Origin of the sequence: Catenovulum adriaticum (assembly GCF_026725475.1) — a bacterium.
GTDB lineage: Bacteria > Pseudomonadota > Gammaproteobacteria > Enterobacterales > Alteromonadaceae > Catenovulum > Catenovulum adriaticum.
Genome location: NZ_CP109966.1, coordinates 616979 through 635466, shown reverse-complemented (window position 1 = coordinate 635466; position 18488 = coordinate 616979). Strand labels below are relative to the sequence as shown.

Sequence of the window (18488 nt, the reverse complement as noted above, 5' to 3'; positions counted from 1 at the left end):
AAAACTTATTCTGTTGATAAGAAGAGTTATACCATGATTTATAAATTATTTAGCCTATTAGGGAGCACTGGGGGATTACTGCTATGTTTGTGGCCTCTCCATGCTCAGCAAGCAGAATCAACTCAACCTGAACTTGTACCCGCCAGTTTATTTAATTTGCCTGATGATTTAGAAATAAAAGTTTGGGCTAAATCGCCAGATTTTTATAACCCAACGAATATGGACATAGATATCAAAGGCCGAGTTTGGGTAACTGAGGCGGTTAATTACCGAACTTTTAATGCTAACAAAAATAAAGGGCTCAATTTTCCTAAAGGAGACAGGGTTGTTGTGCTCGAAGATAAAAATAGTGATGGTAAGGCGGAAACGTCAACTGTATTTGTCCAAGAGGAAGCTCTGGTTGCGCCTTTAGGTATTTCTGTGTTTGACAATGAAATTTATGTTGCCAGTGCGCCAAACCTTATCAAATATACAGATGTAAACCGAAATTTGGTGTTTGAACCTGAGGTAGATAAGCGAGAAATCTTTTTAACTGGGTTCGGAGGATTAGATCATGACCATTCTTTGCATGCGTTTGTTAGCGGGCCTGATGGCGCACTGTATACGGCAACAGGCAATGCTGGCCCGCATATAGTTAAGGATAAGTCGGGCTGGACACTTAGAGCTGGTTCGTCTTATGTTGGCGGATCCCCTTATCAAAAAAACAACCAGCCGGGTTTAAAAAGTGATGATGGGCGTGTTTATGTAGGCGGCGTCGCGTTAAGAATTGAACAAGATGGTACTGGAATGGAGGTGATTGGTCATAATTTCAGAAATAGTTATGAGTTAGTCGTGAATTCATTTGGTGATGTATTTCAAAATGATAATGATGATCCGCCAGCATGCCGCACTACTTGGTTAATGAAATATGGTAATTTGGGGTTTGCATCAAATGACGGTGCAAGAACTTGGCGTGCCGATCAAAGACCCGGTCAGCCTGTAGCGGTTGCTGAGTGGCGCCAGCAAGACCCAGGCATTTTGCCTGCTGGTGATGTATATGGTGCGGGGGCGCCAACTGGTATTGCCTATTATGAAAATGGCGCTTTGGGTAAAGAATATGAAGGCATGTTGCTCAGTGCTGAATCGGCTTTAAGTGTGATTTTTGGCTACCATCCTAAACCTGATGGTGCAGGATTTGATTTAGGCAATCGATTAAATTTTGTCAGCACTAAGTCAAATCATACTGCAACTCCCAGCAATTTGCATACTTGGTTTAGGCCTTCTGATATCGCAATTGGGGCAGATGGCGCCATTTACTTGAGTGACTGGTTTGACCCTGGCGTTGGGGGCCACAAAATGTCGGATCAACTTAGTCATGGCAGTATTTACCGAATAGCCCCTAAAAATAAGCGTTTAAATGTTCCCGATATAGATTTAACCCAAGTTCAAGGTCAAATTGAAGCGTTAAAAAGTCCTGCACCAAGCGTACGCATGCTGGGCTTTCATCGGTTGGTTAAATCAGGAATAAGCGCAATGCCTGCACTTAAAAGACTGTTAAAACACGATAATCAGTATATTGCAGCGCGTGCAATTTGGGTTCTGGCCAATTTGGGAGAACGCGGATTAGCTGAAGTATCAGGTTTATTAAAATCAACTAACCAACAGTATGTGATTACCGCATATAGAGCCATGTTAACCGTTGCTCCTGAATTAAAACTAGCTTTAGCTAAACAGTTAATTGGGCGAGATCATCCTGCTTTATTGCGTGAAATTGCATTATCATTGCGGGATGTAGACTTTACTCAAAAACAGGCGCTGATCCTCAAGTTAGCTGAGCAATATAAAACAAAAGATCCTTGGCTTTTAGAAGCTATCGGTACAGCAAGCGAAGGTGATGAACCTAAGGTTTATAAAGTATTGCATCAAAAATTAGCGACGGATGACGCGAATAAATGGAGTGAGCAATTTACCGATTTAGCTTGGCGATTGCACCCTAGACAAGCGGCCAGTGATTTTTACAAACGAGCTCGCAATGAGTCGTTTGGTATAACTACTCGCAAAGCGTCAATCGATGCGCTAGCGTTTATTTCGACTCAACAAGCGGGTCAATACATGCTCGAACTTGCAATAAATGGTCCTGACGATACGAGAGTTTATACTGATTGGTGGGTTAGAAATCGAGATACGAATGATTTGAGAGCGTTTAACTTGGCAGCGCAGTTGCCAAAGCAAAAGCCGATGCAAGCACCAGTCCCCATTACCATTGAGCAACCTGCTTATCAAAGTGAAATATTAAATAAGCCAAAACAAATTGCCGATATTGATTTAGATATCACCGGTGCAAATCGATTGTATTTAGAAGTTGAACAAGATGATCCAAACTTAAATTGGGGTTTGGGGCTTTGGGTAAATGCCTATTTTATAGATGCCGAAGGTAGCCGAGTTGCATTGCGAGATTTTCCTTGGAGCGCGGCTAATACAAAGCAGGGTTATATCGCTAAGAATATGACGGCGAGAGGTTTGCCAATTACCTTACCGGGCAGTCAAAAGTTGATTGGAGGCTTAGGGGTTAACGCACCTTCGACTCTGTTTTATAGTTTATCTGGGCATCAATTTGTTCGTTTTGTTGCGCAAGGGAGAGTCGATCACAAAGTCCAACGCAAAAAATATAATGAGCCCAAGGCCAATATTCGCTTTAAGGTTTATCACGATGGTGGAAGTGCGCAAACTCAAGCTGGCGAATACCGAACCATTAAGCAAATTTTGGCTTTAACCGGAGATGTTGAGCGAGGAGAAGCTTTGTTTAATGGTCGAGCTGTCTGTTTTACTTGTCATAAAATCGGTCAAGAAGGTGGTGATATTGGACCGGATTTAACTGCTATTGCAAAAAAGTTCGGTACAGAATATTTGCTCGACTCAATCATCAACCCATCAGCTGCAATGTCTTTTGGCTTTGAAACAGTCAAGATCAAAAAAACCGATAACACATCGATTGAAGGTTTTCTGGTTTCTGATTCTGCTTCAGTGGTACTCAAGACTATTGCTGGGCAGATGCACTCCATTGCTCAAACTGACATTGTCAGCAAAACCACGAGTGACCAATCAATTATGCCTTCGGCCAAACTGCTGGGACTTAGCGAGCAAGATTTGATGGATATTATTGCTTACTTGCAGTCACTTGATTAAGTCTTTTAACAACAAATATTTGAAGATCATACTAATGAAAGAAAGAAAAATTATTTTAATCACTGCAGCTGTTGTTGGCCTAATGGGGCAAGCAACCGCGGCAGGTGAAAAAGAAAAGACAAAACCATTGAAACCGCATCAGTACAGTGAATTTTGGCAACCAAAAGTTCCAGTTGTCGAGGCTTTAAAAGCAGGCCAACCACCAAGCGACGCGATTGTTTTATTTGATGGCAGTGATTTATCTGCGTGGCAAAGCAGCAAAGGTGGCCAAGCACAGTGGACGGTTAATACCGACGGCTCAATGACAGTGAAACCTCGCAGTGGTGCAATTGAAACCAAACAAAAATACTGTGATGTACAGCTTCATATTGAATGGAAATCGCCTCCTAAAGCGGTAGGAAAGTCTGGCCAACAGCTTGGCAACAGTGGCATTTTTATGCAAGGTTTGTACGAAATGCAAATTCTAGATTCATATCAAAATGAAACCTACAGCAATGGTCAAGCGGCTTCTATATATAAACAGCATATACCACTCGCTAATGCAACAAGGCCGACTGGGCAATGGAATGAATACGATATTATCTACACAGCTCCAAGATTTAATAAAAAAGGCCAAGTCACTTCGCCGGCTCGTTTTACTGCAATGCATAATGGCATATTAGTATTGCATAATGTTGAACTGCAAGGTCCTACCGTTTATGTCGGTACAGCACATTATGACAAAGCTCATGGGTGTGAGCCTATCAAACTGCAGGATCATAGAGATCCGGTTAGCTTCAGAAATATTTGGTTAAGAGAGTTATAATAGGCGATGATTAATACACAAAAAGCAAATAACTTTGATGCAATAGTGATTGGCTCAGGCGTAAGTGGTGGCTGGGCTGCAAAAGAACTGAGTGAACGAGGCTTAAAAACTTTGGTTTTAGAGCGCGGACGCGATGTTAAACATGGTGAGTACCCGACTGCATTTAAAGATAGTTGGGACTATCAAGGGCGCGGTACATTAACTCCTGAACAAAAGGCGCGACAGCCAAAACAAAACAAAATTAATTTAAATGAAAATAACCAGCATTGGTTTGTTGATGATATTTCGCACCCTTATTTAGAGAAGAAAAGCTTCGATTGGATCCGAGGTTATCATGTTGGTGGTCGTTCGCTGACGTGGGGACGACATTCTTATCGGTTCAGTGACTTAGATTTTGAAGCTAATGCTAAAGAAGGCATTGCGGTTGATTGGCCAATTCGTTATGCCGACATAGCACCTTGGTACGATCATGTTGAACGCTTTATTGGTGTATCTGGCCGTTCTGAAAATTTGTTTCAACTGCCTGATGGTCAGTTTTTACCTGAAATGCCTCTTAATTGCATGGAAAAAGCGTTTAGAGAATCCATGCTTAGACAATTTGGTCGTGTTGTCACTAGTGGTCGAATCGCTAACTTAACGAAAGCGCATAATGGTCGAGGGCCTTGCCAGTATCGAGCTAGATGTGATCGAGGTTGTCCGTTTGGCGGCTATTTCAGTAGTAATTCATCGACCTTACCAGCTGCCTATGCCAGTGGCAATTTGACGATGCGCCCAATGTCGGTTGTTCAGAAAATTATTTATGATGATAAAACTGAAAAAGCGACAGGTGTGCTTATTAAAGACGCAATAACTCATGAAGAAATTGAATTTCGTGCCAAAATTATCTTCTGCTGTGCATCAACAGTTGCAACCACTGCTATTTTAATGAACTCCACGTCTAAGCGTTTTCCACATGGTTTGGGCAACGACAGTGGTGAATTGGGGCATAATTTAATGGATCACCACCATATGGTGGGTGCATCTGGCCAAATTAAAGGTGGTGAAGAAGATTATTACAAAGGCCGTCGTCCGAGTGGATTTTACATTCCTCGATTTAGAAATATCGACGCGAATAGCAAACAAGCAAATTATTTGCGTGGGTTTGGATATCAAGGGAGAGCTAGCCGGGAAAATTGGTCACGTGGTATTAAAGAATTAGAAATATATGGCGCTGATTTTAAAGCCGATTTATTAGCTCCGGGACCCTGGCGTATGGGAATGACTGGATTTGGCGAATGTTTACCTTACCATCAAAATAAACTCTCATTGAATACCACGAAAAAAGATGAATGGGGGTTTCCCTTGGTCGAGTTTGATGCCGAGTTTAAAGATAACGAAGCCAAAATGCGTTTAGATATGATGAATGCAGCAGCCGAAATGCTCGAACATGCGGGCTATAAAAATGTAAATACTTATAATCGAAAGGTCTCTCCTGGGCTCGCTATCCATGAAATGGGTACAGCGCGTATGGGACAGGATGCAAAAACGTCGGTGTTAAATAAGTGGAATCAAGTTCACTCGGTGAAAAATGTGTTTGTGACTGATGGTTCATGTATGACGTCGTCATCTTGTGTCAATCCATCTTTAACTTACATGGCGCTAACGGCCAGAGCTGCGGCTTTTGCAGCAGACGCTTTGAAAAAAGGAACGCTATAATGACGAATTCAATTAGCCGGAGAGCGCTCATTCAGCGAGTAATTGCTGGTGCTGGGCTAGGGTTTGCGTCACTGAGCAGTTCAAATATTGCAATTGCGCAAGAAATGATTTTGGCTAGTAATAGTCAGTCTGATTTTTTTTCCACGCGGCAATCTAAAACACTCAAATCTTTTTGCGATTGTTTGTTACCTACAACGGATACACCCGGAGCTGTTGATGTGGGCGTGCCAGATTTCATTGCTTTGCTATGTCAAAATTACATGCAAAAACATGAATTAGATTTGGTTTTGTCTGCGATTAGAAGCATAGACGAAGCGTCATTGTTAACTTTTAAAAAAGCTTTTTTTGAATTAAGTCAAACCATGCAGACCAAGCTTCTGGTCGATTTTAAAAATCAGGGCAAGACCAAAATCAAACAAATTACCAAACTTAGGCAATTAGTTCTGCTTGGTTATTTTACCAGTGAAAAAGTCGGTAGAGAAGTTACAGTTTATCTGCCTATTCCGGGTGAATATGACCCTTGCATGCCATTGAATGAAAACCAAGGGCGAGCTTGGACCATTTAGAGGGTATTGTTAAAAGACAAATAAATATCCACGCTCAAGGAACATGGTTTTGATTTCGTTATAAAAGAGCATATTTATTAATGGTTAACTTTTTCAAAGATTAGCCATTGTTATCGTTTAACGATTTTAAAACTCAAGTATTAGGTAAAGAGATTTTTATGCTCAAACAAGTTATGAATATGATGAATATAAATAAATTTAACTGGCGGGCAAAAACAAAATTATTGCCACTAATGCTGACTATAAATTTTTTGGCTGGTTGCGTTGCTAGTCAACAGGTGCAGCGTCCCTCACCATCTTATGAGGTCGCTGATAACCAAAAAATTGATACTAAAAATTATAATGTGTTATTTATTTCGGTAGATGATCTCAACGACTGGGTTGGCGTGTTAGGTGGGCATCCAAACGCATCAACACCGAATATTGATCGCCTAGCAAACAGAGGAATGTTGTTTACCAATGCGCATACCGCTAGTCCGGTTTGTAATTCTTCTCGTGCAGCTGTTATGACAGGGTTGCTACCGTCTACAACAGGAATATATCGCAATGGAGTACCTTCAAAACCTGTGGTAAATAAAAATGTGACCATCAGCGAAGTGTATAAAAATAACGGTTTTTATACCGCAGGCTCCGGTAAACTTCTGCATTTATTTAACTATAAGAAAGGCGCATGGGATGACGTCAAAAAGCGATTTCCCGATGCCATTGCTGACAAAAGGGAGGTTTATTCTGTGGGTGGGGAATTTAATATTCATCCATTAAAAAATAATTTAGAAAATGAAACCATGGATGCCAGAACCGTCTCATGGGTGATCGATAAACTACAACAACCACATGACAAACCTTTTTTTATTGCCGCAGGAATTTACCGGCCTCATGTTCTTTGGCGAGTGCCACAGCGTTTTTATGCTGAGTTTCCTGAAGAAAACATTGTCATTCCAAGCACAATTGAAAATGACTTAGATGATGTCGGTTCTATTGGTATGGCTTGGGCTTTACAAGGAAAAGATCAAGTGAAAGATGACAAGGCAGATTCTCTGGAAAATTCAGCGCATTCTAACATTAAGCGAGCGGGTCACTGGCAATTGGGTATGCAAGCTTATCTTGCTTCTATTAAACATGCCGATACCCAAGTAGGACGCTTGCTGGATGCGCTTGATACTACCGGATTAACCGAAAAAACGATTATTGTATTGTGGTCTGATCATGGTTGGCATTTGGGTGAAAAAAATCATTGGCGCAAAAGTACATTGTGGGAAGAGTCGACACGAGTACCTTTAATCGTTTCTGTACCAGGTTTAACTAAAGCCAATTCCCGGTCCAACAAAGCTGTCAGTTTGATTGATATTTTCCCGACACTCTTAGAATTAGCTGGCTTCGATAAGCCAGAAAAAATTCAAGGTGAATCTTTGGTCCCTTTGTTGACCGATCCAAACTACAACCGAAAGATGCCCGCCATAACAGAGTATTATCGCGGCAATGTCGCAATTCGAGATGATCGTTACCGATATATTTTGTATGCCAACGGTGAAGAAGAATTATACGATCATAAGAATGATCCGAATGAATGGCACAACATCGCAAAAGAATCAAAATTAGCCGAGATAAAAGGGGGTTTACGTGAATGGGTACCGAAAAATTTTGCAGCTGAAGGCAAGGGTAACAAGCATTAATTTTACCGATACGTAATTTAGTGGCAAAGAAAAATAGCTAAAAATTACGCTAGTTTGAGTTTACATGGTAGGCATGATTGGTGCCCGCTAATTGTTATTAATAGGAAATGTCTTGAATATGAAAAACAAATTAATTAATAAAACTAATATAGGGCTACTTGGTTTACTTTCGCTCTTACAAGCCTGGTCAGTGAGCTCATTTGCTAATGATGCTGCAAATGTATCTGAACGAATTGAGCAAAAGATATATGAATTGGAACCTGCTATTCCTAGCATCACGCCTCTTTTTGATTTTCATTTACGTGATGTCACTATCACTAAAGGCCCAAACAAACAATATTATTTAACCGGGACAACGGATGATAACTGGGGAGTTAATGAAGGCATTAGAGTTTGGCAATCGGATGATCTTAAAAATTGGACACTGTTAGGCGAAAGTGGTTTTGTATGGCAATTTGAGAAAGATGGAACCAAAGAACAGCGCAAGATTATTGAAAAAAATGGGATGTTAAGGCGCGGGGCTTGGGCACCTGAGATCCATTATCTGAACGAGACTTTTTATATACCATTTTTTATCGCAGGTAATGGTGTTGGCGGTGTTATGCTTAAAAGCACTTCAGGTGAAGCTCAAGGGCCTTATGAAGTGGTGGCTCGAGATGTTAAGTTTGGTACCGGGATTGATCAAACATTATTTCAAGATCCTAAAGATGGCATCATTTACGATATTTGGGGACCTGGGCTGGTAAAACGAATGAAACCCGACATGTCGGATTTATTAGATACTAAAGCTACATTTTTAAAAGATGCTAAAGGTAACAAAGTTGGTTATGAAGGGGTTAACATTTTTGAAAAAAATGGCATTTATTATTTAATGGCCGCTGAATGGAATGCCGAAGGGCCAAAGCGAGGCCATATTTATCGTAATACTAATTTAATTCGCCGTCAGGCAGATGGTCGATACGATGCCATGATTGCAACGGCAGAAAATTTAATGGGGCCATATAGCGAATCTTATTTAGCGATACCTCATGCAGGCCATAATATGATCTTTGAAGATCATGATGGAAATTTATGGTCTACCATGTTTGGTAATGATGAAGCGGGCGCGCCATTTAGAGAAGATCCTGCTTTGCTTCCTTTATTGATCGATGATGAAGGTAAAATCCGCCCTAAATTACCCCACCCCGTTTTACCGCCTGAAGATGCTCAGGTTATTTATGTTTCAAAAAATGGTAATAATCATAAAGGTGATAGTTGGGAGAATGCATATACTTCAATCAATCAAGCGATTGAATCTGCGTCACCCCGTACTCAAATTTGGGTTCAAAATGGCGAATACTCAGAAAAATTATTGATTAAAAATAAAAAAGCAATTTGGTTATATGGTGGCTTTGATGGTGATGAAACCAGCAGAACAATGCGCGATACCAGTGACGCTAATGTCATTATTGATGTGAAAAGTAAAGGCAGCCGAGCCGCTGAAATTGTTAACAGCGAATATATCCGCATTGAAGGGTTTACTTTTACCGGTGGTACTAACCATGACAAAAATAGCAATGGTGGTGGTTTGTATATTCAAGGGGGCGGTGAGCATGTTGTTATCGTGAACAGCTTAGTTAAAGATAATTACGCTGCTGGCAATGGCGGTGGTGTATATATTACCGATGGTGCATCTCCCTTATTTATTGGAACCCAGTTTGAAAAGAATTTAGCGTTAAATAATGGCGGTGCTGTTGCTATTAATGCAAATGATTACAATGGTTATCACACTCGGTTTTATAATTCAATATTAGATGATAATGAAGCTCGTGTGGACGGCGGTGCCATTTATGCCAATACCAAGCATATGAGAACCGGTACGGTACGTATTATTAACTCTGTTATTTCCAATAATAAAACGGTTCTTAATTGTGGCAATGTTTGTTTGCGTGGTGGTTCGGTTTTGTTAATGGTTAATTCTGTTGCATATAAAAATGTTGGCATGTCTAACTCTGTTTCATTTGCCAAACTGGGTCACATTCCAGCCCAACACAGATTAGTTAATAATATTTTTATGGGTAATAAAGGCGGTGCTTTAATTCAAGCTGATGGCTTTGCTAAAACTATGAATACGATAACAGAGGTGATCCCTAAAAAAGCAGATTTGAAAAAAACAGGTTGGGTTAATTTAGTGAACAATGCTTTTTATGATAATCAAGTGCTGGGGCTAACCGAGCGCACTTTTGATACTCAAAGGCGAAAATCTGCAGCAAAAATTAATGAACTGTTTGGTTCACAAGGGAATATGGACGAAAACCCTATGTTTGTTGCGCCAGAGCAAGGAGACTTTAGATTAAAAGCTGAATCAACATTAATTGATAAAGGTTCTGCTGAAAGTGGCTTCCCTTTAGATATTCAAGGTAACTTGCGATACCCTGAATTTTTCAGCCAACAAAATGTACCTATTAGTTTAGGAATTTATCAACATTCAAATTGGTAATGTTTAGAAACCTGTGTCACTTCAATCTATTATTTAGATAAAACAAAACAGGAGTGGCACATGAATCAAGAATTTGATTTCAATGAGGTATTAAAACAGTTTCAACCAGGAAAAGCGCTCGTCGGTCAAGGGCGCTCTCACCCCATTAATTAAACAGCTGACAGAAGCTGCTTTAAAAGCTGAACTAGAGCTGCATCTTGAAGAAGATATACAATCCAATCGTAAAAATGGCTCAACAGCCAAGACCATTAAAACTTCAATCGGTGAATTTGAATTAGATCCGATCTTCCGCACCACTTTTAGGAATAAATTTTTTGATAGTGATGACCTAAGCAATTAATAATGGTGCGGTGACGTTCCTCTAAATTGGCAACGAATTTAGTTTTTTCGTTGATATATATGATGGTGATCCCTTGAAAGCATTGGAACACCCAGCGAGCGGTGGGTTTCTGATGGGGTTTGTATTTCATATCAGGGAAGTACTGCTCTTGCTCTACAAGTTGTTTGCGGATCTGATGCTCCAAGGCTGCATATACCATTAAACAGACCGTCATCACCATTAATAATGCTTCTATTCGTTCTGGCTTTTTCAAGAAAATGGCGTTGGTTAAAAAGTCTGGGCTCTTCAGAAAGCGGAAGCCTTTTTCTACTGATTGCTGTGATTTATACGTGCTGAGCATTTTATCCATGGTTAACGCTTCACTCATGTCATTGCTGGCAATGATAAACAGCCCCAATTGTTCCAATGCCGCTTGGCGTCGAGCCAGTGGAGTAAATAAACGCCCTGTAATTTGGTAATCAATCCGTATCGGGTTTTCATTTTTTTTAGGTCGCCCTTTTCCGGCAAATACGGGGACTTTTTCAACTTGCCCTTCAACATCACAGAGTATTTGTTTCTTTTTCCATTCCTCCAATGACTTTTGTGCATCACCTTCGCAAGCAAATATTTTTTGACTGAGTTGTTTAAAGCTTTTACGTGCTTGCTCTGCTTGTTTGTGCATGCGCTTACTTAACGTATGTGTTTCGCGTTTAGCAGCTTGCTCACTGCGTACTAGCAACCACTTTTGCTTTACGCCACCATATTCACATTCATGAAACACGCCTTCGTAGCCTGAAGATAAAGGCGTAAAACTTAAAGTCGGAGCTAATTTGATGAGCGTTTTAGCTTCTTTGAGTGTTTGAGGGACACGCGTGATAAATAGTTGATTGATTTGCTGTAAATGAGAAAGGGATTCTTGAACATATAAAGCAGCATCCCCCACCAAGTAGCGACAGCGTTGTGCTGCCTTTAAGCTATTCACATGGGCTTTAACTATCTTTTTAAACCCATCCATATCATTGCAGTTGCCACTGGCGGGTTTCATATAAACCGGAATGCCGGATTGATTTTCACAGATGAGGTTTAAAACCACTTGGTTTAAGTCGGGGCGGTGGTCGCGAGAATACCCTTTGGCAATGTGGATAGTATTAACATCATCATCCACATCGTTTGATTGACCATCATAATGGAAGCTAGTGGAGTCTAAATGTAGTGATTCTCCGCCCAGACCAAGGTGACTAACAACCGTTTCGCCGAGATCTTGGTATAAACTGGATACACCAAATTCATACAGCTTGTCTAAACATCGACCTAACGCATCATCATTGATTTGCTCAGCCTTGACGCCTTCACCAATTAAGCGCTCAAGTGGCTTATCTTTAAAGTACTCACTGTACATGTGTAGCGTTCGGCCAGTAAACCCCAAGCCATTTATCACCATAGCCAAAACCAGTTGGCCAAAGCTTAAAGTACGATCGTTTGATTGACCGAGTTTACGGTCAATTAAGTCGACCAATTGGATTTCATGACAAAAACCAGCAACCAAGCCGTGATGTTCAAGTGTTTTAGTAAAAGGGTTAGGCATTGTGATCACCACTCTCAAAAGAGAGTAATAGATCAAGATCTGGGATCTAGGTCAAGGCTTTTTTGAAATAATGCGATCAACTGAATAAAAAAACACCAAAGTTAATTAAAAACTAGGTGCGGAATGACGGTTAGATACGCCCAGAGACAGAGCAGGTCGTTTTGAACCTCAATTGGTTAAGAAAAATCAAACCAAATTATCTGAAGAAATAGACCATAAAATTCTCTCCATGTTTTCAATGGGATTAAGCTATCGAGATATTCGAAAGCTTAATCCCACAACTGAAAACTTGGCAATCTCGTCCATTAGATGCGGTTTATCCCATTGTTTGGCTGGATGCTATTCACTTTAAAGTGAAAGATGAAGGTCGCTATGTTAGTAAAGCAGTTTATACAATTTTGGTTTTAAATGTTGAAGGGAAAAAACAATGACTCGGCCTGTATGTATCTGAAACAGAAGGGGCCTTCCCAAATGAAAATAGTTTGCTCAAGCAGCTGTATGCTGGCATATTACATGCTCAGAAAAAATGGACAATGCCAGTTGCCAACTGGTATTTAACATTGTCGGATTTGCGGTACACTTTAAAGGGCGGTTAGACGAGTATTTGCAAGTTTAGGCCGTATTTACCTGACACAGATTTTTGAACGCCCTCAACGATAAAGATTTATCTAATTAAATATTTTTAGATACTTTATAAAAATGATTTCTATAGTTCAGTCAGATGATTTCAACATTTTACTCTGAAGATGGGCTGAACCATCTCAGTTATCCTGTATTGACCAAACTACTCTAAAAAACACCGTCTGCCATTACATATAAGTGGATAGAAAAGTGCGGCTTCTATAAACGAATAGGCCCTCAAAAATGAGAGCCTAAAAAGTTGAAAGTATAATCAACCAATATGTCCAGTTAACTGGCCAAACATCATTGTATAAATGTTTAAAACCTAGCTCTAATGCCCACATTATAAATTGGGCCAGAAAGCGTATAGTTCATAAAGTTAGATTCAGTGGCATGGTAATCATAGGTTTCTTCTCCTGTAATATTCACTGCACTGGCAATAAATGAAACGTTTTCATTCAACTTATAGCTGGCATTCATGTCTACCTGACCTCTTCCATCTCGATAAACTGGAAAACCTAAATATTGAGGGAAGGTGACATAGTTACTGCGGAAGTTGTATGAGGTTCTGACACTGAATACGTCATTTTCCCAGAAAACACTTAGGTTATAACTCGTGTCAGATATACCAGGTACGTCGCTACCATCTTCATCCATTTCACCGTCAACAGCGGTATAGTTAGCGATATATCCAAAGTTAGCTAATTCATCTGTAATAAATGAAAAATCACCCTGCAAAGATACTTCCAACCCTTTAATATCTGCACCTTGTCCATTAACGGGCTGAGTTACATCTAGCTCTCCTAAATCTTCAAACCCAGGAACTATACGTTGATCAAACCCTTTAACAATGAACGACTCCATATCTTTCTTAAATAACGCAACAGAAAAAAGCGACGTTTCTGAAAAGTACCACTCATAAGATAAATCTAATTGATTTGCTCTGAAAGGTTCTAAAAATGGATTTCCAAGGTTTGCTGTAGCTGGGGGACCGGCTTCTTCATTTATATTACCGCCAGGGTTTAGATCTTGTAAAGGTGCGCGACTGATTGTTTTAGCTGCTGCACCTCTTAGTAACATGTCATCGGCTATTTGGTACACAATATTAAAGCTGGGTAAGGTATCGTTATAGTCCTGCTTGATTTTTACAGGCTCACGAGAAGCACTATCAAAACCATCACTGATTTGCTCGGTTTCAACGTAACGAACCCCAAAGTTTCCTCGGATATTATCACTTAGCTCATAGTTAACTCTAAAATAAGCAGCACTTATTGCCTCGTTGATTGCGTAGTTTGCCGCTAAGTCACTACCATTAGAACTGAAATCTGCTGGATCATATAACTGAGATACATCATTGGTGAGACTGCTAATATTGATATTGGGAATATATTCAACGCCCCCAACTCGACTTGCACTAAACTCTTCAGGATCAGTTAAATCAATATACTTATCTAGTGTAATACGAGGTTCTAACCCTCTTACAATTGGGTTACCATCGATTCTTTGACGAAAAGCGACGTGTTCTACATCCGTATATCTATAACCAAATTTAATGCTCGGCACGTAGGTAAAATCAAGATCTCGCGTAAAATCTAAGGCAATGTCAGTCATATCATTGCTAAACCTTCGATCTAATAAATTAGATACGTTCATATAGTAACGTTCAGGGTTCTCAAACAACAAACCATTGACTGAAGGGTCACCAGCTTGATTAGCGGAAAGTAATGGAGGTTGACCTGCATCCGTATGAGAAATGCTGAAATCATCATTCCCCCAAAACTGCATAAAATATTGATATTGTTCAAACTTACCTTCGGAAATGGCAGCTTTTGCGTCGATAGACCAAGAGTAACTGGGTGTCCAGTTCATACCTAAGGCTGTAGATTTCAGGCCTAGCGTAAAGTCTCTATCTATTGCGAGTAATCGACGAGTTGGACCTATACTAACTGCATCAAAGGAAAGAAAACGGTCAAATTCATCTTCTTCACCAGCCGCTGTTAATACAGCATTGGTTCGAGTAAATGCAGGATTTACTTCTGCTGGGTATATAGGTTGAGAACCAAAATCACGCATATCCTCTTCAGCAAACAAGTGTGATAACTCGAATTCAAGTGTATCTGAAGGCTGCCATTGAATAGCCCCATAAATACCTGTTCGATCTTTTTGTTGTGAACGGTTGTTATAGCGGAAGTTGCGTGGAACTCGAGCTGTTGTGCCTTCAATCGGTCTATCAATCCAGCCCGCAGTTTCATATCTATGGCGTTGTAGCTCCACATCTTGGAAGTTGATTGAAAGAACAACTCCCAGCGTATCATCCATAAACCCTTCACTATAAAGTGCCGATGCTCGATATCCCGGCTCTTGGTTTATTTCTGGATAAGTTACTTTATAACTTCCAACTAATTTTCGTTTCGGGTTAGTCAAAGGTTTTAATGTTTCTACGTCAATTGTTCCGCCAATTCCCCCTTCTTGAAGATCTGCTGAAGGTGTTTTGTAAACTTTTAGTTTGCTAACCAATGCAGGTGCTAGAATACTAAAATCAAAATTTCTATTTATCGTATTGGGTGCAACTGATACCCCTTTAAAGCGAATCAAGTTAAGGTCTGGGCGAATACCTCGTACCGAAACTTGTGTGCCTTCACCTGAACCAAAATTATCATCAGCGGCATTGTCTACGCCTCGGTTAAGCTGTATACCGGTTATTCGTTGTAATGATTCTGCTACATTTTCATCCGGAAATTTACCAATATCCTCTGCCGATACTGCATCAACAACTGTGTCTGCGAATCGTTTTGTATTGAGTGATTTTTTCAACGAGGCGCGGATCCCTGTTATTTCAATAACTTCAACATTGGACGATTGTTGTGTTTGTGACTCTTGAGCGGTTACTTGCCCGGAAAGTGTCGCTGCTACTAAGGTAGCTATTGTACTTACTTTAGGTAGGTTTCCCGAAAAGGGGCGTTTTTCGCTTGATTTATTATTCATGAGTGCTCTCTCTTTCAAACTATTACTTTAGACATTGTTTAGCCTGTAATAACTTATGTACCTTAATTTATCCCACCTAAAAGAAAACAGTTTCCCTTAATGTGATTTAAGTGTTAAAATTATGTTTTTATAGTTAACATTTTTTAAGTATACTTATTAGCTAAAAATATACAAATAAAATTAAAATTGCTCTGTTTTTACAGTATTTTTATCTTTTTAAGAGATTTGGTTGGTATGGGATCTATTTGCTTTTATATTCAAACGCTAAAATATAAACAATAAAAATGAAAACGGTTGCCTTTTGGCTGGTAATTTTTATATCATCGAATTATGAACAGAGATCTTAGCTCTAGTCATAATTACTAAAGTAAGGTGAGAGAAGAGTATGAAAAACAAGTGGGTGTCGATTTTACCGATTCAACCGATATGGAACCTAGGGGAGATGTGACCACATAAGTTGACTGGATGACAGGACGTATTGTTAATGCACTAAGAGATAAAGGTTTGTTAGATAATATTTTAATCATGTTTCTAGTGATAATAATCCAGTATTAGAAGACGTTTATGCTGATATAGTCGCTGAAAAACTTGGTACACATAAACCAGCAGGGCCGTTTGCTGGTGGTATTCGAGTTCTTATGAATAAAGGTAAGCAAAAAACAGGTATCAGTAATGCATTAATGTCTCATGTTAATTTATATGCCTCGTTAGCCAACTTGGTTGGATATAAGTTGGATAAAACAGAAGCTATTGATAGTGAAAACATTTTGGCGTCGCTCATTGATGCCGATGCGCCAACTAAAACTGAAAGAAATTAATGGAGTTAACTGATGAAACTTATTATGAAAAACTATTTAGCATCATTACTGGTAGCAGCGTGCTCACTATTGCCTACAGCTTATAGTGTAGGTGCATCAAGTGTCAGTAAAATTAACCCGCCCAATATTGTTGTTATTCTCGTCGACGACATGGGCTTCTCTGACATCAGTAGTTATGGCAGTGAAATACCGACACCAAATATTGACGCATTAGCTGACAATGGAATGAAATTCAGTCAGTTCTACAATACATCACGATGCAGTACGACCCGAGCTTCTTTGTTAACAGGGATGTATCCGCATAAGGCTGGTATGGGCTATTTGTCTGGTAAATATATTGAAGGCTCGAGAGGTACGTTAAGTCATTTACACAAAAGAGCAGTCACAGCAGCAGATGTTTTAGGCGAAGCTGGATATTTGACCGCTATGACAGGGAAGTGGCATTTAGGGAAAACTACACCGCCAGAAACGCGTGGGTTTCAGAGATCATTGGCTTTAACTGCTGGAGGTATTTATTTTCCTGACCAAATACCATTCAATAAACGTGACAAGTCTGCGGTACCTATTTTCCTAGATGGTAAAAAACTTCAACTGGACGACCCAAAGTTAGCCGAAGGTTATTGGTATGGAACTGACTTATGGACAGACTGGGGCATTAAATTTGTTGATAAAGCCGTCAAGAAGCAACAACCATTTTTCCTGTACTTGGCTCATGTTGCACCACATTTTCCAGTGTTAGCACCACAAGAAACGATCGAAAAATACCGTGGTAAGTACATGGCTGGCTGGGATGAATTACGCAAAGCTCGTTATCAACGCCAAATTGAGTTAGGACTCGTTGATTCTACCTGGCGCTTACCTGAAAAATCAGCTGATGTTTCTGACTGGGATGATTTAAGTGAACGAGACAAAATCCGTTTCGATCATATGATGGCGGTTTATGCAGCATCAATAGAACACATTGATTTGAGCATAGGTCGTTTAACTGATTATTTAAAGTCTGAAGGTATTTTAGATAATACGCTGATTTTGTTTATGTCAGATAACGGTCCTTCTGCGGAAAGTGGCCCAAATGGCATCGCGATTGGCAATCCGCTTGGTGGCCCAAAATCGCGGCACGTCATAGGTCAAAGCTGGTCTGAAGTAAGTAATACCCCATTTCAATTGTATAAGCACTACACACACGAAGGCGGCATTGCGACACCACTAATTGCTCATTGGCCAGCAGGCATCACCAATACACGTAAAGATTTTGAACGCACTCCTTCTCACGTTGTGGATATCTTACCGACGTTGATAGATATTAGTGGCGGAACTTATCCCAAAACATACCGAGATACAGAAATACTACCAATGAATGGTGTCAGTTTGTTACCTATATTCAAAGGGAAAGAGGTAAACAGATCTGAGCCTATATTCTTTGAGCATGAAGGCAATCGAGCGGTTAGAGATGGTAAGTGGAAGTTAGTTTCTCGCTATCAAGAGGCTTGGCAACTATTTGATATGGAAGCTGACCGTACTGAAACATCAGACTTATTTAGTAAACACCCTGACATAGCACAGTCTATGATTCTACAATACGAACGTTGGTTTCAGCGTGATCTTGTGGATCAGTGGATAGGGCCAGCTCGTCCAGATTCAGGTGCGTTTTGGCTAAATAAAAATAGACGATACGACCATTAAATTGGTCGTTAGTGGATAAGTCACAATTGTAGTGGCAGAATATAAAATTGCCAGCTTCAACGTCACCCAGCTATTTATCCGCTCTGATTGACGG

Annotated in this window: 10 protein-coding genes and 2 pseudogenes; 10 read left to right on the top strand and 2 right to left on the bottom strand. The window is 40.1% G+C overall.

Features of this window, described 5'->3' with window-relative positions; translation table 11 throughout:
- Nucleotides 1-33 precede the first annotated feature (33 nt).
- The 7 genes and pseudogenes from OLW01_RS15940 to OLW01_RS15910 all read left to right on the top strand — a co-directional run.
- Complete coding sequence (locus OLW01_RS15940; protein ID WP_268076548.1) at nucleotides 34-3165, top strand: PVC-type heme-binding CxxCH protein; 3132 nt, start codon at nucleotides 34-36, stop codon at nucleotides 3163-3165.
- A 34-nt stretch (nucleotides 3166-3199) separates the two neighbouring features.
- Complete coding sequence (locus OLW01_RS15935; RefSeq protein ID WP_268076547.1) at nucleotides 3200-3970, top strand: 3-keto-disaccharide hydrolase; 771 nt, start codon at nucleotides 3200-3202, stop codon at nucleotides 3968-3970.
- Between the two features lie 6 nt (nucleotides 3971-3976).
- Entirely contained in the window at nucleotides 3977-5665 is a 1689-nt protein-coding gene (locus tag OLW01_RS15930; protein WP_268076546.1) for a GMC oxidoreductase, read from the top strand.
- A complete protein-coding gene (locus OLW01_RS15925; protein ID WP_268076545.1) occupies nucleotides 5665-6231 on the top strand; it encodes a gluconate 2-dehydrogenase subunit 3 family protein in 567 nt (188 codons plus the stop codon). The genes OLW01_RS15930 and OLW01_RS15925 overlap by 1 nt, the downstream gene beginning before the upstream one ends.
- Before the next feature lie 158 nt (nucleotides 6232-6389).
- Nucleotides 6390-7904 carry a sulfatase gene (locus OLW01_RS15920; RefSeq protein WP_268076544.1) on the top strand — a complete coding sequence of 505 codons (1515 nt, stop codon included), beginning with the start codon at nucleotides 6390-6392 and terminating at the stop codon, nucleotides 7902-7904.
- Between the two features lie 118 nt (nucleotides 7905-8022).
- The gene (locus OLW01_RS15915; protein ID WP_268076543.1) at nucleotides 8023-10383 is read left to right on the top strand and encodes a family 43 glycosylhydrolase; all 2361 of its coding nucleotides are present in this window, start codon (nucleotides 8023-8025) and stop codon (nucleotides 10381-10383) included.
- Nucleotides 10384-10443: 60 nt separating this feature from the next.
- Nucleotides 10444-10663: pseudogene (locus OLW01_RS15910) on the top strand (IS256 family transposase); the annotation flags it as partial.
- Nucleotides 10664-10682: 19 nt separating this feature from the next.
- On the opposite strand, the gene OLW01_RS15905 reads toward OLW01_RS15910, so the two are convergent.
- Entirely contained in the window at nucleotides 10683-12287 is a 1605-nt protein-coding gene (locus tag OLW01_RS15905; protein ID WP_268076542.1) for an IS1634 family transposase, read from the bottom strand.
- Between the two features lie 130 nt (nucleotides 12288-12417).
- On the opposite strand from OLW01_RS15905, the pseudogene OLW01_RS15900 reads away from it, so the two are divergent.
- Nucleotides 12418-12903: pseudogene (locus tag OLW01_RS15900) on the top strand (transposase); the annotation flags it as partial.
- Between the two features lie 323 nt (nucleotides 12904-13226).
- On the opposite strand, the gene OLW01_RS15895 reads toward OLW01_RS15900, so the two are convergent.
- Nucleotides 13227-15893, bottom strand: coding sequence for a TonB-dependent receptor (locus tag OLW01_RS15895; RefSeq protein WP_268076541.1), 2667 nt, complete (start codon nucleotides 15891-15893; stop codon nucleotides 13227-13229).
- Between the two features lie 638 nt (nucleotides 15894-16531).
- Between OLW01_RS15895 and OLW01_RS15890 the strand changes: the two genes are divergently transcribed.
- Complete coding sequence (locus OLW01_RS15890) at nucleotides 16532-16711, top strand: hypothetical protein (RefSeq protein WP_268076540.1); 180 nt, start codon at nucleotides 16532-16534, stop codon at nucleotides 16709-16711.
- 12 nt (nucleotides 16712-16723) lie between these two features.
- On the top strand, nucleotides 16724-18394 hold the full coding sequence (locus tag OLW01_RS15885; protein ID WP_268076539.1) for an arylsulfatase: 1671 nt from the start codon (nucleotides 16724-16726) through the stop codon (nucleotides 18392-18394).
- Nucleotides 18395-18488: the final 94 nt, after the last annotated feature.

Bases quoted from the DNA above. Each gene is read 5' to 3' on its own strand.
- OLW01_RS15940 (WP_268076548.1), top strand. From the start codon at position 34: ATGATTTATAAATTATTTAGCCTATTAGGGAGCACTGGGGGATTACTG.
- OLW01_RS15935 (WP_268076547.1), top strand. From the start codon at position 3,200: ATGAAAGAAAGAAAAATTATTTTAATCACTGCAGCTGTTGTTGGCCTA.
- OLW01_RS15930 (WP_268076546.1), top strand. From the start codon at position 3,977: ATGATTAATACACAAAAAGCAAATAACTTTGATGCAATAGTGATTGGC.
- OLW01_RS15925 (WP_268076545.1), top strand. From the start codon at position 5,665: ATGACGAATTCAATTAGCCGGAGAGCGCTCATTCAGCGAGTAATTGCT.
- OLW01_RS15920 (WP_268076544.1), top strand. From the start codon at position 6,390: ATGCTCAAACAAGTTATGAATATGATGAATATAAATAAATTTAACTGG.
- OLW01_RS15915 (WP_268076543.1), top strand. From the start codon at position 8,023: ATGAAAAACAAATTAATTAATAAAACTAATATAGGGCTACTTGGTTTA.
- OLW01_RS15905 (WP_268076542.1), bottom strand. From the start codon at position 12,287: ATGCCTAACCCTTTTACTAAAACACTTGAACATCACGGCTTGGTTGCT.
- OLW01_RS15895 (WP_268076541.1), bottom strand. From the start codon at position 15,893: ATGAATAATAAATCAAGCGAAAAACGCCCCTTTTCGGGAAACCTACCT.
- OLW01_RS15890 (WP_268076540.1), top strand. From the start codon at position 16,532: ATGAATAAAGGTAAGCAAAAAACAGGTATCAGTAATGCATTAATGTCT.
- OLW01_RS15885 (WP_268076539.1), top strand. From the start codon at position 16,724: ATGAAACTTATTATGAAAAACTATTTAGCATCATTACTGGTAGCAGCG.